Below are 20,569 nucleotides of genomic sequence, written 5' to 3' on the forward strand. Positions count from 1 at the left end.
ACCACCAGCTGAGTCGGTGTAAACTTCTCGTCGCAGCTCGTTCGCGGGCTGACTTCGCGCGTCTGCCTCGCGTCTCCCGTTCCACTAGGAGTTCGCAGCGCATGCCGGGCGGTCCCGTAACAGGGTCCGGCATCGCAGCAGGCGCTAGGGCCTGGCCTCACCCGATGCCAGGCGACAACCGACATAAAGGAATGGCATCACCATGGCCGTCGTGACCATGAAACAGCTGCTTGACAGCGGCACCCACTTCGGGCATCAGACCCGTCGCTGGAATCCCAAGATGAAGCGGTTCATCTTCACCGACCGCAACGGCATCTACATCATCGATCTGCAGCAGACGCTGACCTTCATCGACCAGGCGTACGAGTTCGTCAAGGAGACCGTCGCTCACGGTGGCAGCGTGCTGTTCGTCGGCACCAAGAAGCAGGCGCAGGAGTCCGTCGCCGCCGAAGCGACCCGCGTCGGCATGCCGTACGTGAACCAGCGCTGGCTGGGCGGCATGCTCACCAACTTCTCCACCGTGCACAAGCGCCTGCAGCGCCTCAAGGAGCTCGAGGCGATGGAGCAGACCGGTGGCTTCGAGGGCCGCACCAAGAAGGAAATCTTGATGCTGACCCGCGAGAAGAACAAGCTGGAGCGCAGCCTCGGCGGTATCCGCGACATGGCGAAGGTGCCGTCGGCGATCTGGGTCGTCGACACCAACAAGGAGCATCTCGCGGTCGCGGAGGCTCGCAAGCTGAACATCCCGATCATCGCGATCCTGGACACCAACTGCGACCCCGACGAGGTCGACTACCCGATCCCGGGCAACGACGACGCGATCCGCTCGGCGGCGCTGCTGACCAAGGTGATCGCCTCCGCGGTCGCCGAGGGCCTGCAGGCGCGTGCCGGCGTCGGCCGCGGCGACGGCAAGCCCGAGGTGGAGTCCGCCGAGCCGCTCGCCGAGTGGGAGCAGGAGCTGCTCGCTTCGGCGACCACGACCGCGACCACCACAGCCACCACCGACGCCGCTGGAGCTGCAACCGAAACAACAGACCCCTCGTAGGAAGGCTGACCATTGGCGAACTTCACCGCTGCCGACGTCAAGCGTCTTCGTGAGCTCACCGGTGCCGGCATGCTCGACTGCAAGAACGCACTGGCCGAAAGCGACGGCGACTTCGACAAGGCCGTTGAGGCGCTCCGGATCAAGGGTGCCAAGGACGTCGGTAAGCGCGCCGAGCGTGCCACGGCCGAAGGTCTGGTCGCGGCCAAGGACGGCGCGCTGATCGAGCTGAACAGCGAGACCGACTTCGTCGCCAAGAACGCCGAGTTCCAGCAGCTGGCCGACGAAATCGTCGCCGCGGCAGCGCAATCCAAGTCGACCGACGTCGACGCGCTCAAGGCCGCTGTCATTCCTGGGGGAGGGGCGACGACTACGGTCGAGCAGGCCGTCGCCGACCTGTCCGCCAAGATCGGCGAAAAGCTGGAGCTGCGCCGGGCCGCCTTCTTCGACGGCACCGTGGAGACCTACCTGCACAAGCGTGCCGCGGACCTGCCGCCGGCCGTCGGCGTGCTGGTCGAATACACCGGCGCCGGTGCCAAAGAAGCCGAGGCCGCGCACGCCGTCGCGCTGCAGATCGCCGCGCTCAAGGCGCGCTACCTCACGCGCGAGGACGTGCCCGAGGACGTGGTGGCCAGCGAGCGGCGCATCGCCGAGGAGACCGCGAAAGAAGAAGGCAAGCCGGAGCAGGCGCTGCCCAAGATCGTCGAGGGCCGGCTGAACGGCTTCTTCAAGGACGCGGTGCTGCTCGAGCAGCCGTCGGTGTCCGACAACAAGAAGACCGTCAAGGCGCTGCTCGACGAGGCCGGCGTCACGGTGACCCGGTTCGTCCGCTTCGAGGTAGGCCAGGCCTAGCCGACAGACCCGAGCGGCTAGCGTCAGTGCTATGCGACGCGTGGACGCTTTCGGTGACGACGCCCTCGGCGATCTCGACGCTACCGGCGTGGCCGAGGCCATCCGGGCCGGCTGGGTTGGCAGAACCGAAGTGGTCGAGGCGGCGATCGCTCGCACCGAGGCGGTCAACCCTGCGCTGAACGGCTTGGCGTACAAGGCATTCGAGCAGGCACGGGCGACCGCGTCGGCCAATCCCGCGAGTGATTCTGCCCGGTTTTTCGAAGGCGTCCCGACGTTCCTCAAGGACAACGTCGACGTCGCCGGGCAGCCGACGATGCGCGGTGCCGACGCGTGGGCCCCGCGCAATGCCGTCGCCGACGGCGAGTTCACCGAGGTGTATCTGGCCACCGGGCCGACGTCGCTGGGCAAGACGCAGATGTCGGAGTTCGGGTTCAGCGCGGCCGCCGAGCATCCCCGCCTGGGGCCGGTGCGCAACCCTTGGGACACCGACTACACGGCCGGGGCCTCCTCGTCGGGCTCGGGTGCGTTCGTCGCTGCCGGGGTGGTGCCGATCGCACACGCCAACGACGGTGGCGGCTCGATTCGAATTCCGGCCGCCTGCAACGGGATTGTCGGTCTCAAGCCGTCGCGCGGCCGGCTGCCGCTTGACGCGGAATTGCGCCGGATGCCGGTGGGCATCGTCGCAAACGGCGTGCTGAGCCGCTCCGTGCGCGACACCGCGGCGTTCTATCGGGAAGCCGAACGCATCTGGCGCAACGCCAAGCTGGCGCCCATCGGGGACGTCACCGGGCCCGGCCGGCAGCGGTTGCGGATCGCGGTGGCCACCGGCTCGGTCCGGCGCGAGTGCGGCCCGGAAGTGCGGGAGCTGACCCTCAAGACCGCCGGGGTACTCGAAGAGCTGGGCCACCGCGTCGAACACATCGACCATCACCCGGTGCCGGACAGCTTCGTCGACGACTTCATCTTGTACTGGGGATTTCTCGCGCTGATGCAGGTGCGCACCGGGCGGCGCGTGTTCGGCAACACCTTCGACCGCACCCGGCTGGACGCCTTGACGCTGGGCCTGGAGCGCCACACCGGCCGCAACCTGCACCGGCTGCCGGCGGTGATCATCCGGCTGCGCAGAATGCGGCGGCGCAGCGCCGAGTTCTACCAAACCTATGACGCCCTGCTCACCCCGACGCTCGCCGACCCGACGCCGCGCGTCGGTCACCTGGCACCCACCGAGTACCAGCAGGTGATGGACCGGCTGATCGACTGGGTGGCATTCACGCCGCTGCAGAACGTCACCGGAGACCCGGCGATTTCATTGCCGCTGGCCCAATCCGCGGACGGAATGCCCGTCGGCATGATGTTCGCCGCCGACCTGGGGCAGGATGCGCTGCTGCTGGAACTGGCCTACGAACTCGAACAGGCGCGGCCGTGGGCCCGGATCCAAGCGGCCGGATAACCGGCGTCAGTCGGACCCAAGCTTTTCCAGCATCCGCTTGAACTCGCGCTGCTGCGTCGCGGTCAGCTTGGCCAAGATGCGGTCATCGGCGTTGCGGACCGCGGCTTCCGCGCGTTTGAGCAGCGTGCGCCCCGAACTGGTCAGGGTGGCCGGCAGCGCACGCCCGGAGGACACCGACGTCGGCCGTTCCACCGCCTCAACCTCTTCCAGCCTGCGCAGCACCGTGTTCATCGCCTGCGGCGTGACGTTGGTGCTGCGGGACAGCTCGGCGCTGGACAGCCCGGGCGACATGGAAAGTATTCTCAGACAAACGAATTCGGGGAGCGTCAGGCCGAGCGGACGCAACACGGCCGAAACTTCGGGTCGCAGCACGGCTCCCACCCGGTAGAGCAGGTAGCCGAGCGGAGCATCTTCTGTCGCACCCACGTCAGCGATAGTGACATATCCGCGCGGCGGGTCGGCGTAAGCACGGCCAAAGAGGGGCGATGGCGCGGCGGCGAATACCAAGTAACACGTGCTTGAACGTCGCGTCAATTCGGTGCTCGCACCGCGCCGCGTCGTTTGGCGTGCGGACGTCGACGGGTACCGCCATCTTCAGTGGCCAGACGCGAGAGCTAGGAGGTAACAATGACATTCACCACCACGACAGTGAAAGCGGCCCTGTGCGCCGCGGGGATTGCCGGGGCGAGCATCTTCACCGCCGGCCCTGCCGGCGCCAACGTGCAGAGCTTTGGAGCGACCGAACAGGCCGTCGATGGCCCACTGATCACCGACTACACGGTGACCAATCTGCGGCCGAGCGACGCGGTTTTACCGGGATTCCGGCCCGCCGGACAGCTCTATCAAGCCGATGTGACGGCGAAGTCGGATGCCGGAACGGTCCAGCCGCAGATCTCTCGCTTCGCGGCCAGGGCCTTCAACGGCACGGTCTACCCGGTCCTCAACAAGGGACCGGTTCCCAACGGCCTCGATCCCAGCCCGATCGACCAAGGCCAACAGAGGACCGGCGAGCTGTACTTCGACGTGACCGGTCAGCGCCCGGTCGGCGTGGTGTACACCGATTACGACGACGATTTCCTCGTCTGGACGCGTCACGTTTAGCCTGCTCGAGCCGCGAATTCGCAACGAAGTTCCCCGCGCCATTTACGCGCGGGGAACTTTCGTCTGGGTGGTAGAACTCGACCGTGGCATTTGGGGCTGAATTTATCTTTTGAGGTGTGTGCGCATTCTGTGGCGAATTGATTTGTGCTGACGAGCGACGGTGTTTCTGCATTTCAGCGCCCTGATGTTTGGGGCTGGCGGGGATTGGCTATGCGGCAATGGTGCGGCGATAACCCGTGCCGGGGGGAAATCATCGCAGGCAAACAATGGTAACGATTGGACTGAGAGGTATTTAGCAATGAAGTTCACTTCTAATGCTATGAAATCGGTGATCGGAGCCGCCGGTATTGCTGCTGTCAGCGCTTTCACCGCGGCGACGGCGGCTGCGGCGCCCAACATCCAGGGCTTCGGCACCAGCCAGCAGCTCGTCGCTGGGCCGCTGATCACCAACTACACGGTGAGCAACCTGCAGCCGAGCAATGTGGCGATTCCGGGCTACACGCCGAAGGGCACGCTGTACCAGGCGGACGTCACGGCCCGGTCGGATGGCGGGCTGGTCACCCCGATGGTGAACGACTTCGTCGCCCGTGGGCCCAACGGCCAGAACTACCGGGTGATCGACAAGGTCGGGGCACCGGGCAGCCTGAACCCGGCGCCGATCCCGCAGGGCAGCGAGTCGACCGGCACGCTGTACTTCGACGTGACCGGCGCACCGCCGAACGGCGTCGTCTACAACGAGGGCACCCAGGACATCCTGATCTGGACGTCGAACGTTCAGGGTGGCTCGGAGCCGGGTGCGGCACCGAACACCACCCCGGCACCGGGTCAGCTCCCGGCCCCGGCGCCGAACGCGCGCGCGAACACCTAAGCCCCGGCTGGGGCCTAGTTGCTGAAGAACTCCCCGCGCCACACACCGTGGCGCGGGGAGTTCTGCGTGGATAGCGGATTGCCCAGGTTTTTCGCCGGGTAATTCACCGAATTACCTGCGGCTCAACGGGGTACACGGCAGAAATGGGTTACACAGATCACCGCCCGGCCGCGGTACGCGAACAAGCTCAAGAGCATGCCGAACAGGCCCGCGAGGCGATGGAGGAAAAGCGCGACGCTCAGCGCGGTGGATTGAGCGGCTGGGTGGCGCAGCGGGCCGCACAGTGGGATCTGCGCGGCCAAGACGAATCCACGCTGCAACGCCAGAAGTTCGCTTGGAACCTGTTGGTCGACTACTGGTTTCGGATGGAGATCGACGGCTGGGAGAACATCCCCGAGCAGCCCCCGGCGCTCCTGGTCGGAATTCACTCCGGCGCACCGTTCGTCTGGGATGCGTGGACGGTCGGCCTGCAATGGTGGCGGCGCTTCGGCCCGGACCGCACGTTGCATGGCACCGCCCACGACGCGTTGATGGCGATCCCGCTCTTCGGTCGTTACTTCCGGTCGATGGGTGTGCTTCCGGCCGCCCCCGACGCCATCGCCACCGCGCTGGCCGAGGGCCGAGACGTGGCGCTATGGCCTGGCGGAGAAGTGGATTCGCTGCGGCCCTGGGTCGAACGTGACCGCGCCAACCTGGCTGGGCGCAAAGGCTTCGTGAAGATGGCGATTCGCGCCGGCGTGCCGATAGTGCCGATCGCCACGGTCGGCGGCGCGGACGCGATGCCGGTGCTGATCCGCGGTGACCGGCTGTCCAAGGCGTTGCGACTCGACCGACTGTTGCGGCTCAAGGTCTTTCCGGTGGCGGTCTCGCTGCCGTGGGGTATCGCGCCGGCCGCGCTTCCGCAGTTGCCGTTGCCCGCCAAGATCAGGACGCGGTTCATGCCGGCGGTGCAGCTGGATCACGATCCCGCGCGTGCCGAGGACGACGATTACGTCGACGCAAAGTACCGGGAGGTCCAAGACGGCATCCAGCAGGGTATGGACGCGCTGGCCCGCAAGCGTGCGCTACCGCTGTTCGGGTGAGATTCGAAAGTGATTGAACCGCAACGCGAGTCAGTGGTGACTGCGGCCGTTGAGGTCCGGGCTCGCAGCGGCGTCGTTGACGATCCACTGCGGATGCGGTGGCGTCACCGCCATGTAACCCACGCCGCGCACGGTGTCGACCATCGATTCATGTTCGGGCCCCAGCTTTGCGCGTAGCCGTCGCACGTGAACGTCAACGGTGCGGACGCGGCCGTTGGCGTCGTAGCCCCACACCTCGTGCATCAGCCGGGTGCGGCTGAACGCCCGACCGGCATGTTGCACAAGGAAATTCAGCAATCTGAATTCGGTAACCGTCAGGCTGAGATCCCGGCCGCACAGGGATGCGGTAAAACTCGCCGGGTGCAGGATGAGGTCACCAAACTTCAAGCAGCCGTCCACCGCGCTGCGGCGTCGCTTGATCGCCAGGCGCAATCGCGCCTCGAGCTCGTCGACGCCGGTGGCCGGCAACATCACATCGTCGATGCGCCAGTCCACGTCCACCGACGCGAAGTGCGCGGGGGCGACGACGGCCACCACCGCGATGGCCGGCGTGCTGGCCGTAAGGCCGCGGCAAGCGCTGCGGGCCGCCGCCAAGTCGGTGCGTGCATCGATGATCGCCACGTCAGCGCTGTCGTGATGTCTGTCGAGCTGGTCGGAGAGGGACGCGCGACGGATCGTTTGTGTCAACGATTCGAGAGTGGGTAATGCCGATGCGAAATCGTCGGCATTGGAAAGCAGTAGCACATCCAAAGACATCTCCAAACCTCATGAGGGTCTGTCGTCGCCCCCGACCGCTTCGGCACCTCAGGGAGATGTCCGCCAGCGCAGCGCTGAGTACCCCATTCGGGAGTTAACTATGCCTTCTTTTTTGCTCATGGTCGCGCGATTGCGCGTTGAAGTGGGCGGTTACTGGAGGTGGTTCTGCCCTGGATGGGACCACAACAGCCCCGAAAGTCGACGGGTCCGGCCCGTCAAAACGGGCCGGACCCATCCTTCAAACAAGCTATTGGTTGGCCTTCTGGCGCTGCTCGGCTACCTCCGCGGCGCCGCGTGCGGCCTCGGCTTCGGCTTCCTTCTTGGCCGCGTCACGCTGGGCCTCCGCCTTGTCCTGCTGGGCCTGGCCTTCGCGGGTGAGGTCGTCGCGGCCGGCCAGCGCGCCGGCGGCCTCCTTGACCTTGCCCTTGACGTCTTCCACGACGCCCTTGACGGCTTCCGCGGGTCCAGAGTTTTCGTTGTCCGCCATGAATTAATTCCTCCTCAGGGGCGTTCCAGGGATCAGCGACTGATGCACTCGTGCGAGCGGCTACCGATCGCTTCCGGCATACGGCGTGTTCGGCCCTGCTTTTCAAGACCGCAGATTTCCCCACCGCGTTGATGCGGATTCCCAGGCCGTCGCGAGCTCAAACATTCGACGCCGGAAGCAAAGTCGCGACGGCGTCGCATCCGGGCGTGACCTGCGCCGACGGCTCACGGCCGCGGCGTGGCTCGCCGTCCGCGCAAATAATCCACCCCGCTGGCGCCAGATTGTGCTGCGATGGGGCAGGATGTGAACTGCCGTTCCGGGTGGGGGGTCACCGTGCCGCCAAGCCTGGGATGGCACTGTCATGCGAGGAGTCTGATGACGCAGCCCGAGCCCACCAGCACTAACGGCGTGCCGACATCGTCATCCGACGACGGACCACCCTGCAGCCAGCCGCGCGCCAAGTATTCGCGTGTGTTGCTCAAGCTGGGCGGCGAGATGTTCGGCGGCGGCCAGGTCGGGCTGGATCCCGATGTGGTGGCGCAGGTAGCCCGCCAGATCGCCGAGGTGGTCCGCGACGGCGTACAGGTCGCCGTCGTGATCGGTGGCGGCAACTTCTTCCGGGGTGCGCAACTACAGCAGCGCGGTATGGAGCGCGCCCGCTCGGACTACATGGGCATGCTCGGCACCGTGATGAACAGCCTTGCGCTGCAAGACTTCCTGCAGAAGGAAGGCATCGACACCCGCGTTCAGACCGCGATCACGATGGGCCAGGTCGCCGAGCCCTACATCCCGCTGCGGGCCGTCCGTCATCTGGAGAAGGGCCGCGTGGTCATCTTCGGCGCCGGCATGGGGCTGCCATACTTCTCCACGGACACCACGGCCGCGCAGCGCGCGCTGGAGATCGGCGCCGACGTGGTCCTGATGGCCAAGGCGGTCGATGGCGTGTTCACCGAGGATCCGCGGGTGAATCCCGACGCGGAGTTGCTCACCGCCATCAGCCACCGGGAAGTCATCGACCGGGGGCTGCGGGTGGCCGATGCCACCGCGTTCAGCCTCTGTATGGACAATGGCATGCCGATCCTGGTGTTCAACCTGCTGACTAGCGGCAATATCGCGCGGGCGGTCGCTGGTGAGAAGATCGGAACGCTAGTCACCACTTGAGGGGAAGACGCAGATGATCCGCGACTGCGACGATGCAGACCGCAGCGATGAAGAGGAGTGGCGCAGATGATCGATGAGGCTCTCTTCGACGCTGAAGAGAAAATGGAGAAGGCCGTATCCGTGGCCCGTGACGACTTGTCAACCATCCGGACCGGCCGCGCCAATCCGGGCATGTTCTCCCGGATCGTCATCGACTACTACGGCACGACGACGCCGATCACCCAGTTGGCCAGCATCAACGTCCCGGAGGCGCGGCTTGTCGTCATCAAGCCGTACGAGGCCGGCCAGTTGCACGCGATCGAGACGGCGATTCGCAACTCCGACCTCGGGTTGAATCCCAGCAACGACGGCACCCTGATTCGGGTGGCGGTACCGCAGCTGACCGAGGAACGCCGCCGCGAGCTGGTCAAACAGGCCAAGGGCAAGGGCGAAGACGCGAAGGTTTCGGTGCGCAACATCCGCCGCAAGTCGATGGAAGAACTGCACCGGATTCGCAAGGACGGGGAGGCCGGCGAGGATGAGGTCGGCCGCGCCGAGAAGGACCTGGACAAAACCACCCAGCACTACGTCAACCAGATCGACGACCTGGTCAAGCACAAAGAAGGCGAGCTGCTGGAGGTCTAGGGGCCGCTCAGCAACCGAGTCAGTGGCAACCTCCGATGCCGGCACCGGCACCCCGCCCGACGAGCCGGCGCGGGTGGCGAAGGGCACCCTGCAGAAACCCGGCAAGAAGACGTCGAGGGCCGGACGCGACCTGCCCGCGGCGATCGCGGTCGGCGCGGCGATCGGCGGGCTGCTCGTCGCGACGCTGGTCTTCGCTCCGCGCTTCTGGGTGCTCATCGTGGCCATCGCGATTCTCGTTGCCACCCACGAGGTGGTGCGACGGCTGCGCGAAGCCGGGTATGTCATCGCGGTCATCCCGCTGCTGGTCGGTGGCCAGGTCACCGTCTGGCTGACCTGGCCGTACCACGCCGCCGGCGCTCTGGCCGGCTTTGCCGCCACCGTGGTGGTCTGCAATGTCTGGCGCTTGTTCATGCCGGATCCCAGCCGCAGTCCGTCGCCCGCCGGCTCATCGTCGAACTACCTGCGCGACGCCTCAGCCACCGTCTTCCTGGCCGCCTGGGTCCCGCTGTTCGCCTCCTTCGGCGTCCTGCTGGTCTATCCCCCCGACGGCGCGGGACGGGTGTTCTGTCTGATGGTCACCGTCGTCGCTTCCGACACCGGTGGATATGCCGTCGGGGCGCTCTTCGGCAAGCATCCGCTGGTCCCGACGATCAGCCCGAAGAAGTCCTGGGAGGGATTCACCGGCTCCCTGGTCTTCGGGATTTCCGCGGCGATCCTGACCGCGACCCTCTTGGCGGGCAAACCAGCGTGGATCGGCGCGCTGCTGGGTCTCATCCTGGTGCTCACCTGCACGCTCGGTGACCTGGTGGAGTCGCAGGTGAAGCGGGACCTCGGCATCAAGGACATGGGCCGACTGCTCCCCGGCCACGGCGGCCTGATGGACCGGCTCGACGGAGTGCTGCCGTCGGCCGTCGCGGCCTGGATCGTGCTCACCTTGGTTCCCTAGGCGGCCCGCCGCTAGCCGATACTGGACAGAACATGGCCCAACAATTGGTGTTCGGAGAGCCGCGGGCGGGAAAGCCGCCGCGGCACCTCGCTGACCTTGACGCGGAAGGCCGGGCGTCTGCCGTCGAGGAGCTCGGCTTGCCGGCGTTTCGGGCCAAGCAGCTCGCGCACCAGTACTACGGCCGGTTGATCGCCGATCCGCGGCAGATGACCGACCTTCCGGCGGCCGTGCGCGACGTGATCGCCGAGACGATGTTCCCGAACCTGCTGAGCGTCGCACGGGAAATCACCTGCGACGCGGGGCAGACGCGAAAGACGTTGTGGCGGGCCGTCAACGACCCTGCCGGCACCACGTTCGAGTCGGTCCTGATGCGCTATCCGCAGCGCAACACCGTGTGCATCTCGTCGCAGGCGGGTTGCGGCATGGCGTGTCCGTTCTGTGCGACCGGCCAGGGCGGATTGACGCGCAACCTGTCGACCGCCGAGATCACCGAACAGGTGCGGGCCGCCGCGGTGGCGTTGCGCGACGAGTTCGGTGACCGGCTGTCGAACGTGGTGTTCATGGGGATGGGGGAGCCGCTGGCCAACTACGCCCGGGCGGTGGCCGGGGTGCGGCGCATCACCGAGGCACCGCCGCACGGCTTCGGCATCTCGGCCCGCTCGGTGACGGTGTCGACGGTCGGCCTGGCCCCGGCGATCCGCAAGCTCGCCGACGAACGGCTGGGCGTGACGCTGGCGTTGTCGCTGCACGCTCCGGACGACGAGCTGCGCGACACGCTGGTTCCGGTCAACAACCGGTGGAAGATCAGCGAGGCGCTCGACGCCGCGCGATACTACGGCGACGTGACGGGCCGGCGGGTGTCGATCGAGTATGCGCTGATTCGCGACGTCAACGACCAGCCCTGGCGCGCCGACCTGCTGGGCAAGCGACTGCACGGCGCGCTCGGGCCGCTGGTGCATGTGAACCTGATCCCGCTCAACCCGACTCCGGGCAGCGATTGGGACGCCAGCCCTAAAGACGTCGAGCGCGAATTCGTCCGGCGAGTCCGGGCGAAAGGCGTCTCGTGCACGGTCCGAGACACCCGGGGCCGCGAGATCAGCGCCGCCTGTGGACAGCTGGCCGCCGAAGGCGGGAAGCCGCGGCGCTGAACCGGGCACGGCCCTACGCCGTGTTGTGAGGTAACAGTCCAGCAAAGGGGGTTTGGCATGACGATTCGCTTTTTCTCACGCTTCAAGATGTTTGCCGCGGCCATCATGACGGGCCTTGTCGCGGCGGTCCTGATATCGGCCGCCGCACCGCGGGCGCAGGCCGCCGACGACCGGCTGCAGTTCACCGGAACCACGTTGAGCGGGGCGCCGTTCAACGGTGCCAGCCTGCAGGGGAAACCGGCGGTGCTGTGGTTCTGGGCGCCGTTCTGCCCGTTCTGCAACGCCGAAGCTCCCGGAGTGGCCCAGGTCGCGGCCGCCAATCCCGGTGTCACCTTCGTCGGCATCGCCGGTCACTCCGACCCCGGCGCGGAGCAGGCCTTCGTCTCCAAATACGGCCTGAACTTCACCAACCTCAACGACGCCGACGGCTCGATCTGGGCGCGCTACAACGTGCCCTGGCAGCCGGCCTACGTGTTCTACCGGGCGGACGGCAGTTCGACGTTCGTCAACAACCCCACCTCGGCGATGCCCCAGCAGGAACTGGCCGGTCGGGTGGCCGCGCTGAAGTGAACCAGGGCCTCGTCGGTCTGGCATTCGCCGCCGGGTTGGTGGCCGCGGTGAACCCGTGCGGGTTCGCGATGCTGCCCGCCTATCTGGTGCTGGTGGTGCGCGGCCAGCGCACCGGAGAACGTCGCGGCCCGATGGGCGGGGTGGGACGCGCGCTGGCTGCCACCGCCGGCATGGCGCTCGGCTTTCTGACGGTGTTCGGATTGTTCGGTGCGCTGACCATCTCGGCGGCCACGACGGTGCAGCGATACCTGCCGTACGCGACCGTCGTGATCGGCGTTGTGCTTGTCGCGCTTGGGATTTGGCTGCTCTCTGGTCGGGAACTGACCGCGCTGACTCCCCGGGCGCTGGGACCGCGGTGGGCGCCGAAGGGACTGGCGGGCATGTACGGCTACGGCATCAGTTACGCGATCGCCTCGCTGTCGTGCACGATCGGGCCGTTTCTGGCGGTCACCGCCGCGGGCCTGCGCAGCGGCTCGGTCGTCACGGGCGTGTCCATCTATCTGGCCTACGTCGCGGGCCTGACGCTGGTCGTCGGCGTGCTCGCCGTTGCCGCCGCGACCGCGAGCACGGCGCTGGCCGATCGGCTGCGACGCATCCTGCCGTTCGTCAACCGGATCGGCGGCGCGTTGCTGGTGCTGGTCGGGCTGTACGTCGGCTACTACGGCTGCTACGAGTTGCGGCTGCTGAACACCACGGCGGATCCCCGGGATGCGGTGATTCTGGCGGCCGGGCGGCTACAGGGTGTGTTGGCCGGATGGGTGCATCAGCATGGCGTCTGGCCGTGGCTGGTGGCGTTGGTCGCGCTGGTGGGCGCCGCGCTGCTGAGCGCCTGGCACCGACGGGCGCGGCGCTGAGCGCTGGCCGGTCGCTAGCGGATCCAGCCGCGCCGGCGGCCCCACATGTCGCGGATCAGGATGAAGAGCGCCAGGACCGCGAAACCGATCAGGAAGTTGTCCTCGACGTGCCCGACGTGATTGCCGCGCAGCATGGCCAGCAGGAAGATGACGCCGAAGATGCCGAAGCCGTGCCAGGTGCGGGTGTTGATCTTGCTCCACCCCCACGCGGCGGAGGGCACCTCGGCCGGGTCGACGCCGTTGTAGTGCTCCACCTCGGTACTGGCCACGGCGATTCCCTTCGGATCTGGGCTGAATTCAGACGGATACTGCCCTGACATTCTGGCACGGGTCGGTTGGTCGTGGGCGGGTCAGTGGCTTATCGACGGCCCGGCGCCAGGTGAAGTGCCACGGCGCCGAGACCGACGCTGGCGCGGGAAAGTCCGAGAGGACAGCGCGCTGACGTTGATCTCGGCGCCGCAGTAGCAGTTCGCCGACCGGCAGAGGCCGGCGTGCAGCGGACTCCTACGACGGAGGCATCAGCACCGTGTCGATCATGTACACCGTCGCGTTGGCGGTGGGCACCCCGCCGCAGACCACGGCGGCGTTGTTGACCTTGAGGGAGTTGCCTTGGCCGGTCACCGTAGTGCTGGCGCCCTGCAGCGTGGGGTGTGTGCCATCGACCTTGGCTGGGCTCAACTGACCCTGCACCACGTGGTAGGTCAGTATGCTTTTGAGAAGCGTCGCGTCGGTCTTCAGCTGGCCGATCGTTGACTCGGGCAACTTGTTGAACGCGGCATCCGTCGGTGCGAACACCGTGTACTGGCCGTTGTTGAGCGTGTCGACCAGGTTCACCTGCGGGTTGAGCTTGCCCGACAAGGCTGCTGTCAGCGTTGTCAGTTGCGGATTGTTCGAGGCCGCCACTGCGACCGGGACCTGCGACATCCCGTCTACCGAAGCGGGACCGCTGGGGTTGGCCGCCGCGTAATCCGCGCAGCCCGGTCCTACCAAATCGGCCGCCGCAGCAGTCGGGGAGATGGCTACCGCCAAGCCCAGAATGCCAGCGGCCACGAAGCTTGTTGCCGCCACTCGATTGTGCATATTCGTCACCGTTCACTCCTCAAATTGACTGTCGGGACGGCCCTGAGGCCCCTCCCGCCGAATCCCTACCTGAGTTCTTCGGAGCAAACGGGGTTCCGGATTGGACACAGCAACCGATCACCGTGAGAGGTTCAGCCGTAGGTGAAGGAAAATACTTGGAGTCCCTTGCTGGGTTGCACCTCAAGCGATCCCGATCCCACCTGGTCACCGCCGACAATCTGGTGGGCGGTCGGCGGCCCGCTGATCGGCAACGTCGCGGCTTTTCCGTCGCGCACCACCGTGAGGTTCCCGGTGCCGCCGACGACGATGTAGACGTTTTTGGCGTGGTAGTTGAGTTTGACGGCCGAGTTGTCGCCGTCTGCCGTCGCGCCCTGATAGTCGAGCGACCACGGGCCCCTTAAGGCGAACTTGTCGGCCGCCAGGGTCGGCGGGTAATCGAAGGTCGCCGCCCCTTCGTCGTACCCGCCGGCGCCGCCGTAGTTGACGACCTTGCCGACCGCGAAGTACGTCTCCGGGGTCAGCCTGGCCTTCGGGGTGGTGTCGGCGGCGTCCACAGGTTTGGGCAGCTTGACGCCGGGATCGGCATCGGTGAGCAACTGCCTGATCAGGCCCTCGGTGACGTCGTAGTCGCCCTCGCCGAACTTGATGTGCCGCACGGTGCCGTGGGCGTCGATCAGGTATTCGGCCGGCCAGTACCGGTTGCGGTAGTTCGTCCAGGTGGAGTAGCCGTTGTCCAGCGCGACCGGGTACGTGATGCCCAGATCCGCCGCGCCTTTGGTGACGTTGTCCGGGACCCTCTCGAACGCGTACTCGGGGGTGTGCACGCCGAGGACCACCAAACCGCTGTCCTGGTATGCCCGGTACCAGCCGACGACATAGGGGATGGCGCGTTGGCAATTGATGCAGGAATACGCCCAGAAGTCGACCAGCACGACTTTGCCGCGCAACGAATCCAGGGCGATCGGCGCACCGCCGGGTGTGTTCAGCCAGCCGGTTATCCCTTTGAGATCGGGCGCGGGACCGCAGTTCTCGAGCGTAGTGCCGCCGTTGCTGCAGTTCGACAGTTGGGCGTTCTGGTCGGTGACGATGCCGCCGAGATTCAGCTTTTCCCGTATCTGCTCGGAGCCGCCGATTTTCTGCTGCAGCGACCCGGCGTAATCGGGAATCGCCCGCTGCAGCACGGCCGGCAGATCGAACACCAACGCCACCGCGAGCAGGATCGTCACAATGCCTGCGGCGATGCGGATCTCGCGCTGCCGGCTTCGGAAGGCCTTTACCCGCTCGGCCACCCGTTGGCCGGCCAGCGCGAAGAACAGCAGCGGCAGGGCGGCGCCCAGCGCGAATGCGCCGGTCAGCACTATCGTCGCCACGCCGATAGTCGCAGTGGCGCCGGCCACCACGATCGCGGCGAGGACCGGACCGGCACAGGGGACGTACAACACGCCCAGCGCCAGCCCTAGCCCGAAACCTCTTCCCCGAGTGACTATTTGCTTCTGGGGGAGGCGGGAGAACGGTCGCTCCAGCAGCTGTTCGAATCGGGGAGAGATCAGGCCGACGCCGATCGCCACCAGGGCGGCCAGGGCCACCCAGCGGATGGTGTCCAGCGGCAGGTGCAGCGCCGACAACAATGCCGAACCCAGCAATGTGACCACGCTGAAACTCAGCACCAGGCCGCCGATCACCCGGTAGGGACGCAACGTCGCTGACAGAGTCCGCTTCGCCTTGACCGCCACGGCGCCTTCGGTTTCCGGCGGCTGCTCGGTGGAGGTTTGCGTTCCCGAGAAGAAGATCACCGGAAGCACCGGCAGGATGCACGGTGATATTCCGGTGATGAGACCGCCGAGGAGGCCAACCAGCGCGAGCGTCAACATGCTCGGTATTCGTTGCCACCACCGTGCTGGATCGGTTTGGCCGCCAAGCATTTTCGCCGTCCTGACGACACGCGAATGGCTAGGCAGCCCACGAGCCCGACTGCCTAGCCATTACCGCGTCAGAAGGCTACTGATTCGGCGGCATCAGCACCGTGTCGATCATGTACACGGTCGCGTTGGCGGTGTGCACCCCGCCGCACACCAGGCCCGCGTCGTTCACCTTCAGGTCGTTTCCTTGGCCGGTCACCGTCGCGTTAGCGCCCTGCAGCGTCGCGTGGGCGCCATCGACTTTTGCCGGACTCAGCTGACCCTGCACCACGTGGTAGGTCAGGATGCTTTTGAGCAGGGCGGCGTCGGTCTTGAGCTTGTCGAGAGTGGCCGCCGGAAGCTTGTCGAACGCGGCGTTAGTGGGAGCGAACACCGTGTACTGGCCGTTGTTGAGGGTCTCGACCAGGTTCACCTGTGGGTTGAGCTTGCCGGACAGCGCCGAGGTCAGGGTGCTCAGCATCGGGTTGTTCGACGCCGCCGTCGCGACGGGATCCTGCGCCATCCCCGCAACCGATCCGGGGCCGCTGGGGTTCTGCGAGGCATATGCCGAGCACCCGGGCCCGATCAGGTCCGCCGCCGGGTCGGCCGAGGCGGACGTGGTCACCGGCGCCGCCATGCTGCTGGTCGCAACGCTCGAGCTGGTCGAGCTTTGAGCTGCGGGTTTGTTGCTCGAACACCCCGAGAAACCCACTATCGCGATCGCAGCCAGGCTGGCCGCCGCGACTGTCTTGGCCTGAACATTCGTCATTGCGTTTCGATTCCTTTGTTTCGGCGGCCGCGGCCGCCATCTCCGTTGACTCCGGTGATTCGGAGTGACAGCGGTCACGGATGGGGCGAAAGTCACCAGGTTCGATGCGGGCGCCGCGTCGAGTGTGCGTTCAGGGCGCAAAAATCGCCGAAATCGCACCCTGGACGCACGCTCAACGCCCTGAGCGCGCACTCGAGCCGGCATAGCCCGCATGACCTACCGGCGGCACAATGGGTGGGTGGGCAACCCGAGGACCGATGCGCAGGCCGATGGGCCGATCCGCGTACTCGTGCTGGGCAGCACCGGCTCCATCGGTACCCAGGCGCTGCAGGTCATCGCCGCCAACCCGGACCGCTTCGAGGTGGTCGGGCTGGCGGCGGGGGGCTCAAATCCGGACACCTTGGCGCGCCAGCGGGCCGAGACCGGGGTGACCAATATCGCCGTCGCCGACGAGCAAGCCGCCGCGACGCTCGGCGACGTCGCGTTTCACGGCCCCGACGCGGTCACCCGGCTGGTCGAGGAAACCGAGGCCGACGTCGTGCTCAATGCCCTGGTCGGGGCGTTGGGCCTGCGACCGACGCTGGCGGCGCTGCACTCGGGTGCCCGACTGGCGCTGGCCAACAAGGAATCGCTGATCGCCGGCGGTCCGCTGGTCCTCAAGGCGGCGCGACCGGGGCAGATCGTGCCGGTGGACTCCGAGCACTCCGCGCTGGCCCAGTGCCTGCGCGGCGGCGAGCCCGACGAGGTCGCCAAGCTGGTGCTGACCGCGTCGGGCGGCCCGTTTCGCGGCTGGGCCGTCGCCGACCTCGAGGCCGTCACCCCCGAGCAGGCCGGCGCCCATCCGACCTGGTCGATGGGCCCGATGAACACGCTGAACTCGGCGTCGCTGGTGAACAAGGGACTCGAGCTCATCGAAACCCACCTGCTGTTCGACGTTGCGTACGACCGCATCGAGGTCGTCGTGCACCCCCAGTCGATTGTTCATTCAATGGTCACGTTCATCGACGGCTCGACGATCGCCCAGGCCAGCCCGCCGGACATGAAGCTGCCCATCGCGCTGGCGCTGGGCTGGCCGCGGCGGGTGCCCGGTGCGGCCGCGTATTGCGACTTCACCACCGCGTCTACCTGGGAGTTCGAGCCGTTGGACAGCGAAGTTTTCCCGGCCGTCGAGCTGGCCCGACAGGCCGGCGAGATCGGCGGCTGCATGACCGCGGTCTACAACGCCGCCAACGAGGAGGCCGCGGCGGCCTTCCTGGACGGCCGCATCAGCTTTCCGGCCATCGTCAGAACAATCGCCGACGTGCTGAGCGCCGCCGACCAATGGGCCGTTTTACCGGCTAACGTGGATGAGGTACTAGACGCGCAGCGCTGGGCGCGGGAGCGAGCGCAGCGCGCGGTCGCAACTACAAGCCCCGCCAAAGTGCCGGGAATGGTCTTAGAAAGGTCCTAGCGGCTGATGATGTTCGCAATCGGCATTGTGCTGTTCGCGCTGGCCATCCTGATCTCGGTGGCCCTGCACGAATGCGGCCACATGTGGGTCGCGCGCGCCACCGGGATGAAGGTGCGCCGCTATTTCGTCGGCTTCGGCCCCACGCTGTGGTCGACTCGGCGCGGCGAGACCGAGTACGGCGTCAAGGCCGTTCCGCTGGGCGGCTTCTGCGACATCGCCGGGATGACCCCGGTCGAGGACCTGGCGCCCGACGAGACGGACCGGGCCATGTACAAGCAGAAAACGTGGAAGCGGGTCGCGGTGCTGTTCGCCGGCCCGGGCATGAACTTCATCATCTGCTTGGTCCTGATCTACGTGATCGCGCTGATCTGGGGGCTGCCCAACCTGCACCCGCCCACCCAGGCAATTGTCGGCGAAACCGCTTGCATCGCACCAGAAGTCGCGCCGGGCAAGCTTGGCGAGTGCACCGGTCCCGGGCCGGCCGCGCAGGCCGGCATCCGCCCCGGCGACGTGGTGGTCAAGGTCGGCGACACCAAGGTGTCCACCTTCGACGACATGGCCGCCGCGATCCGCAAGCTGCACGGCACCGTCCCGGTCGTCGTCGAACGTAACGGCACCCCGATCACCGCCTACGTCGACATCACGCAGACCCAGCGATACGTGGGCAACGGACAGGACGGCAAGCCCGCCGCCGCAACGGTCGGCGCCATGGGCGTCGGTGGCGTCAAACAGTCGCCCACGCACTACGGCGTGCTCGGCGCCATCCCCGCGACGTTCGCCTTCACCGGCGAACTGACGGCCGAGGTGGGCAAGGCGCTGGTCGCGATCCCCGGCAAGGTCGGCGCGCTGGTGCACGCGATCGGTGGCGGGCAGCGTGACCCGCAGACGCCGATGAGCGTCGTCGGGGCCAGCATCATCGGCGGTGACACCGTCGACCACGGGCTGTGGGTGGCGTTCTGGTTCTTCCTGGCCCAGCTGAACCTGATCCTGGGCGCGATCAACCTGTTGCCGCTGCTGCCGTTCGACGGCGGCCACATCGCCGTCGCGGTCTTCGAAAAGATCCGCAACCTGGTCCGGTCCGCGCGTGGCATGGTCGCGGCCGCCCCGGTCAACTACCTCAAGCTGATGCCGGCGACCTATGTGGTCCTGGTATTCGTGGTCGGCTACATGCTGCTGACCGTGACCGCCGATCTGGTCAACCCGATCAGGCTCTTCCAATGACGGGCATTGGCCTGGGCATGCCGGAAGCACCGGCGCCTACGCTTGCGCCCCGGCGTAGAACGCGCCAATTGATGGTTCGCGACGTCGGGGTCGGCAGCGATTCCCCGATTTCGGTGCAGTCGATGTGCACCACCAAGACGCACGACGTCAATACGACGCTGCAGCAGATCGCCGAGCTGACCGCCGCGGGCTGCGACATCGTCCGGGTGGCGTGCCCGCGTCAGGAGGATGCCGACGCGCTGGCCGAGATCGCCCGGCACAGCCAGATCCCGGTGATCGCCGACATCCACTTCCAGCCGAAGTACATCTTCGCCGCGATCGACGCCGGGTGTGCCGCGGTGCGGGTCAATCCGGGCAACATCAAGGAGTTCGACGGCCGGGTCGGTGAGGTCGCCAAGGCGGCCGCCGCGGCCGGCATCCCGATCCGCATCGGCGTCAACGCCGGCTCGCTGGACAAGCGGTTCATGGAGAAGTATGGCAAGGCCACCCCCGAGGCGCTGGTCGAGTCGGCGCTGTGGGAGGCCTCGCTGTTCGAGGAGCACGGCTTCGGCGACATCAAGATCAGCGTCAAGCACAACGACCCAGTCGTGATGGTCGCCGCCTACGAGCAGCTGGCCGCGGCGTGCGACTATCCGCTGCACCTCGGTGTGACCGAGGCCGGGCCGGCCTTCCAGGGCACCATCAAGTCGGCGGTGGCCTTCGGCGCGCTGCTGTCCCGCGGCATCGGCGACACCATCCGGGTGTCCCTGTCGGCGCCACCGGTCGAGGAAGTCAAGGTCGGCATTCAGATTCTCGAATCGCTGAACCTGCGCCCGCGCGGGCTCGAGATCGTGTCCTGCCCGTCGTGCGGCCGTGCGCAGGTCGACGTCTACACCCTGGCCAACGCGGTGTCCGCGGGCCTGGACGGGCTCGACGTGCCGCTGCGGGTCGCCGTGATGGGCTGTGTCGTCAACGGTCCGGGGGAGGCCCGCGAGGCCGATCTCGGCGTTGCCTCCGGAAACGGCAAGGGCCAGATATTCGTTCGCGGCGAGGTGATCAAGACCGTTCCCGAAGCTCAGATCGTCGAGACACTGATCGAAGAGGCGATGCGGTTGGCTTCGGATATGGCTAGTGATAACGGTCCTGGCACAACAGCCAGCGGGACGCCGGTTGTCACCGTAAGCTGATAAGACCAGTTCTCTCTTACTGATCCTGTCGTTCGCACCACAGA

Annotated in this window: 22 protein-coding genes; 15 read left to right on the forward strand and 7 right to left on the reverse strand. The window is 66.8% G+C overall.

The genetic code is table 11. From position 1 onward, the window contains the following. Nucleotides 1-202: 202 nt before the first annotated feature. The 3 genes from rpsB to SKC41_RS23815 are packed head-to-tail and all read left to right on the forward strand — an operon-like array spanning nucleotide 203 to nucleotide 3,344. Complete coding sequence (gene rpsB, locus SKC41_RS23805; RefSeq protein WP_330980161.1) at nucleotides 203-1,045, forward strand: 30S ribosomal protein S2; 843 nt, start codon at nucleotides 203-205, stop codon at nucleotides 1,043-1,045. Nucleotides 1,046-1,057: 12 nt separating this feature from the next. Beyond that, nucleotides 1,058-1,894, forward strand: a complete 837-nt coding sequence (gene tsf, locus SKC41_RS23810; RefSeq protein WP_330980162.1) for a translation elongation factor Ts — start codon at nucleotides 1,058-1,060, stop codon at nucleotides 1,892-1,894. A 31-nt stretch (nucleotides 1,895-1,925) separates the two neighbouring features. Next, complete coding sequence (locus SKC41_RS23815; RefSeq protein WP_330980163.1) at nucleotides 1,926-3,344, forward strand: amidase; 1,419 nt, start codon at nucleotides 1,926-1,928, stop codon at nucleotides 3,342-3,344. A 6-nt stretch (nucleotides 3,345-3,350) separates the two neighbouring features. Here SKC41_RS23815 and SKC41_RS23820 read toward each other — a convergent pair whose 3' ends face one another. Further along, on the reverse strand, nucleotides 3,351-3,770 hold the full coding sequence (locus tag SKC41_RS23820) for a MarR family winged helix-turn-helix transcriptional regulator (RefSeq protein WP_330980164.1): 420 nt from the start codon (nucleotides 3,768-3,770) through the stop codon (nucleotides 3,351-3,353). Nucleotides 3,771-3,971: 201 nt separating this feature from the next. Here SKC41_RS23820 and SKC41_RS23825 point away from each other — a divergent pair, with 201 nt between their 5' ends. The 3 genes from SKC41_RS23825 to SKC41_RS23835 all read left to right on the forward strand — a co-directional run bounded on the left by SKC41_RS23825 (nucleotide 3,972) and on the right by SKC41_RS23835 (nucleotide 6,395). After that, complete coding sequence (locus SKC41_RS23825; protein ID WP_330980165.1) at nucleotides 3,972-4,445, forward strand: DUF1942 domain-containing protein; 474 nt, start codon at nucleotides 3,972-3,974, stop codon at nucleotides 4,443-4,445. Nucleotides 4,446-4,743: 298 nt separating this feature from the next. Continuing rightward, entirely contained in the window at nucleotides 4,744-5,313 is a 570-nt protein-coding gene (locus tag SKC41_RS23830) for an MPT63 family protein (RefSeq protein ID WP_330980166.1), read from the forward strand. 143 nt (nucleotides 5,314-5,456) lie between these two features. Then, a complete protein-coding gene (locus SKC41_RS23835) occupies nucleotides 5,457-6,395 on the forward strand; it encodes a lysophospholipid acyltransferase family protein (protein ID WP_330980167.1) in 939 nt (312 codons plus the stop codon). A gap of 30 nt (nucleotides 6,396-6,425) precedes the next feature. Here SKC41_RS23835 and SKC41_RS23840 read toward each other — a convergent pair whose 3' ends face one another. Both SKC41_RS23840 and mbp1 read right to left on the reverse strand, forming a co-directional pair. Then, on the reverse strand, nucleotides 6,426-7,151 hold the full coding sequence (locus SKC41_RS23840) for a response regulator transcription factor (protein ID WP_330980168.1): 726 nt from the start codon (nucleotides 7,149-7,151) through the stop codon (nucleotides 6,426-6,428). A gap of 247 nt (nucleotides 7,152-7,398) precedes the next feature. Continuing rightward, complete coding sequence (gene mbp1, locus SKC41_RS23845; protein ID WP_330980169.1) at nucleotides 7,399-7,638, reverse strand: microaggregate-binding protein 1; 240 nt, start codon at nucleotides 7,636-7,638, stop codon at nucleotides 7,399-7,401. 375 nt (nucleotides 7,639-8,013) lie between these two features. On the opposite strand from mbp1, the gene pyrH reads away from it, so the two are divergent. The 6 genes from pyrH (at nucleotide 8,014) to SKC41_RS23875 (ending at nucleotide 12,941) form a co-directional block, all read left to right on the forward strand. After that, complete coding sequence (gene pyrH, locus SKC41_RS23850) at nucleotides 8,014-8,799, forward strand: UMP kinase (RefSeq protein WP_330980170.1); 786 nt, start codon at nucleotides 8,014-8,016, stop codon at nucleotides 8,797-8,799. 66 nt (nucleotides 8,800-8,865) lie between these two features. Next, a complete protein-coding gene (frr, locus tag SKC41_RS23855) occupies nucleotides 8,866-9,423 on the forward strand; it encodes a ribosome recycling factor (RefSeq protein WP_330980171.1) in 558 nt (185 codons plus the stop codon). Nucleotides 9,424-9,445: 22 nt separating this feature from the next. Then, nucleotides 9,446-10,369 carry a phosphatidate cytidylyltransferase gene (locus SKC41_RS23860; RefSeq protein ID WP_330980172.1) on the forward strand — a complete coding sequence of 308 codons (924 nt, stop codon included), beginning with the start codon at nucleotides 9,446-9,448 and terminating at the stop codon, nucleotides 10,367-10,369. Nucleotides 10,370-10,401: 32 nt separating this feature from the next. Continuing rightward, on the forward strand, nucleotides 10,402-11,517 hold the full coding sequence (gene rlmN, locus SKC41_RS23865; protein ID WP_330980173.1) for a 23S rRNA (adenine(2503)-C(2))-methyltransferase RlmN: 1,116 nt from the start codon (nucleotides 10,402-10,404) through the stop codon (nucleotides 11,515-11,517). A gap of 57 nt (nucleotides 11,518-11,574) precedes the next feature. Further along, entirely contained in the window at nucleotides 11,575-12,087 is a 513-nt protein-coding gene (locus SKC41_RS23870) for a protein disulfide oxidoreductase (RefSeq protein WP_330980174.1), read from the forward strand. Beyond that, complete coding sequence (locus tag SKC41_RS23875) at nucleotides 12,084-12,941, forward strand: cytochrome c biogenesis CcdA family protein (protein WP_330980175.1); 858 nt, start codon at nucleotides 12,084-12,086, stop codon at nucleotides 12,939-12,941. Before SKC41_RS23870 ends, SKC41_RS23875 begins: the two co-directional genes overlap by 4 nt. Nucleotides 12,942-12,955: 14 nt before the next feature. Here SKC41_RS23875 and SKC41_RS23880 read toward each other — a convergent pair whose 3' ends face one another. The 4 genes from SKC41_RS23880 to SKC41_RS23895 all read right to left on the reverse strand — a co-directional run bounded on the left by SKC41_RS23880 (nucleotide 12,956) and on the right by SKC41_RS23895 (nucleotide 16,688). Further along, the gene (locus tag SKC41_RS23880) at nucleotides 12,956-13,210 is read right to left on the reverse strand and encodes a DUF2631 domain-containing protein (protein ID WP_330980176.1); all 255 of its coding nucleotides are present in this window, start codon (nucleotides 13,208-13,210) and stop codon (nucleotides 12,956-12,958) included. A gap of 235 nt (nucleotides 13,211-13,445) precedes the next feature. Continuing rightward, the gene (locus SKC41_RS23885; protein WP_330980590.1) at nucleotides 13,446-14,021 is read right to left on the reverse strand and encodes a fasciclin domain-containing protein; all 576 of its coding nucleotides are present in this window, start codon (nucleotides 14,019-14,021) and stop codon (nucleotides 13,446-13,448) included. Nucleotides 14,022-14,152: 131 nt separating this feature from the next. Continuing rightward, nucleotides 14,153-15,892, reverse strand: a complete 1,740-nt coding sequence (locus tag SKC41_RS23890) for a cytochrome c biogenesis protein DipZ (protein ID WP_330980177.1) — start codon at nucleotides 15,890-15,892, stop codon at nucleotides 14,153-14,155. A 127-nt stretch (nucleotides 15,893-16,019) separates the two neighbouring features. Then, nucleotides 16,020-16,688 carry a fasciclin domain-containing protein gene (locus SKC41_RS23895; RefSeq protein WP_330980178.1) on the reverse strand — a complete coding sequence of 223 codons (669 nt, stop codon included), beginning with the start codon at nucleotides 16,686-16,688 and terminating at the stop codon, nucleotides 16,020-16,022. Nucleotides 16,689-16,899: 211 nt separating this feature from the next. On the opposite strand from SKC41_RS23895, the gene dxr reads away from it, so the two are divergent. Genes dxr through ispG form a run of 3 tightly spaced genes read left to right on the forward strand, consistent with a single transcriptional unit; the run spans nucleotide 16,900 to nucleotide 20,525 of the window. Further along, nucleotides 16,900-18,138, forward strand: a complete 1,239-nt coding sequence (dxr, locus tag SKC41_RS23900) for a 1-deoxy-D-xylulose-5-phosphate reductoisomerase (protein ID WP_442931772.1) — start codon at nucleotides 16,900-16,902, stop codon at nucleotides 18,136-18,138. A gap of 6 nt (nucleotides 18,139-18,144) precedes the next feature. Further along, complete coding sequence (locus tag SKC41_RS23905; protein ID WP_330980180.1) at nucleotides 18,145-19,359, forward strand: M50 family metallopeptidase; 1,215 nt, start codon at nucleotides 18,145-18,147, stop codon at nucleotides 19,357-19,359. Beyond that, nucleotides 19,356-20,525: a flavodoxin-dependent (E)-4-hydroxy-3-methylbut-2-enyl-diphosphate synthase gene (ispG, locus tag SKC41_RS23910; RefSeq protein WP_330980181.1), complete on the forward strand. Its 1,170-nt coding sequence runs from the start codon at nucleotides 19,356-19,358 to the stop codon at nucleotides 20,523-20,525. Before SKC41_RS23905 ends, ispG begins: the two co-directional genes overlap by 4 nt. Nucleotides 20,526-20,569 lie beyond the last annotated feature (44 nt).

The sequence above is a fragment of the Mycobacterium sp. 050128 genome, from assembly GCF_036409155.1.
In the GTDB taxonomy this organism is placed as follows: Bacteria; Actinomycetota; Actinomycetes; order Mycobacteriales; family Mycobacteriaceae; genus Mycobacterium.

What these genes read in the sequence shown, in the direction of transcription:
- rpsB (WP_330980161.1), top strand. Translation starts at nt 203, where the DNA reads ATGGCCGTCGTGACCATGAAACAGCTGCTTGACAGCGGCACCCACTTC.
- SKC41_RS23840 (WP_330980168.1), bottom strand. Translation starts at nt 7,151, where the DNA reads ATGTCTTTGGATGTGCTACTGCTTTCCAATGCCGACGATTTCGCATCG.
- SKC41_RS23885 (WP_330980590.1), bottom strand. Translation starts at nt 14,021, where the DNA reads ATGCACAATCGAGTGGCGGCAACAAGCTTCGTGGCCGCTGGCATTCTG.
- SKC41_RS23895 (WP_330980178.1), bottom strand. Translation starts at nt 16,688, where the DNA reads ATGACGAATGTTCAGGCCAAGACAGTCGCGGCGGCCAGCCTGGCTGCG.
- SKC41_RS23830 (WP_330980166.1), top strand. Translation starts at nt 4,744, where the DNA reads ATGAAGTTCACTTCTAATGCTATGAAATCGGTGATCGGAGCCGCCGGT.
- pyrH (WP_330980170.1), top strand. Translation starts at nt 8,014, where the DNA reads ATGACGCAGCCCGAGCCCACCAGCACTAACGGCGTGCCGACATCGTCA.
- SKC41_RS23825 (WP_330980165.1), top strand. Translation starts at nt 3,972, where the DNA reads ATGACATTCACCACCACGACAGTGAAAGCGGCCCTGTGCGCCGCGGGG.
- frr (WP_330980171.1), top strand. Translation starts at nt 8,866, where the DNA reads ATGATCGATGAGGCTCTCTTCGACGCTGAAGAGAAAATGGAGAAGGCC.
- dxr (WP_442931772.1), top strand. Translation starts at nt 16,900, where the DNA reads ATGACCTACCGGCGGCACAATGGGTGGGTGGGCAACCCGAGGACCGAT.
- SKC41_RS23835 (WP_330980167.1), top strand. Translation starts at nt 5,457, where the DNA reads ATGGGTTACACAGATCACCGCCCGGCCGCGGTACGCGAACAAGCTCAA.
- rlmN (WP_330980173.1), top strand. Translation starts at nt 10,402, where the DNA reads ATGGCCCAACAATTGGTGTTCGGAGAGCCGCGGGCGGGAAAGCCGCCG.
- ispG (WP_330980181.1), top strand. Translation starts at nt 19,356, where the DNA reads ATGACGGGCATTGGCCTGGGCATGCCGGAAGCACCGGCGCCTACGCTT.
- SKC41_RS23870 (WP_330980174.1), top strand. Translation starts at nt 11,575, where the DNA reads ATGACGATTCGCTTTTTCTCACGCTTCAAGATGTTTGCCGCGGCCATC.
- SKC41_RS23890 (WP_330980177.1), bottom strand. Translation starts at nt 15,892, where the DNA reads ATGTTGACGCTCGCGCTGGTTGGCCTCCTCGGCGGTCTCATCACCGGA.
- mbp1 (WP_330980169.1), bottom strand. Translation starts at nt 7,638, where the DNA reads ATGGCGGACAACGAAAACTCTGGACCCGCGGAAGCCGTCAAGGGCGTC.
- SKC41_RS23905 (WP_330980180.1), top strand. Translation starts at nt 18,145, where the DNA reads ATGATGTTCGCAATCGGCATTGTGCTGTTCGCGCTGGCCATCCTGATC.
- SKC41_RS23815 (WP_330980163.1), top strand. Translation starts at nt 1,926, where the DNA reads ATGCGACGCGTGGACGCTTTCGGTGACGACGCCCTCGGCGATCTCGAC.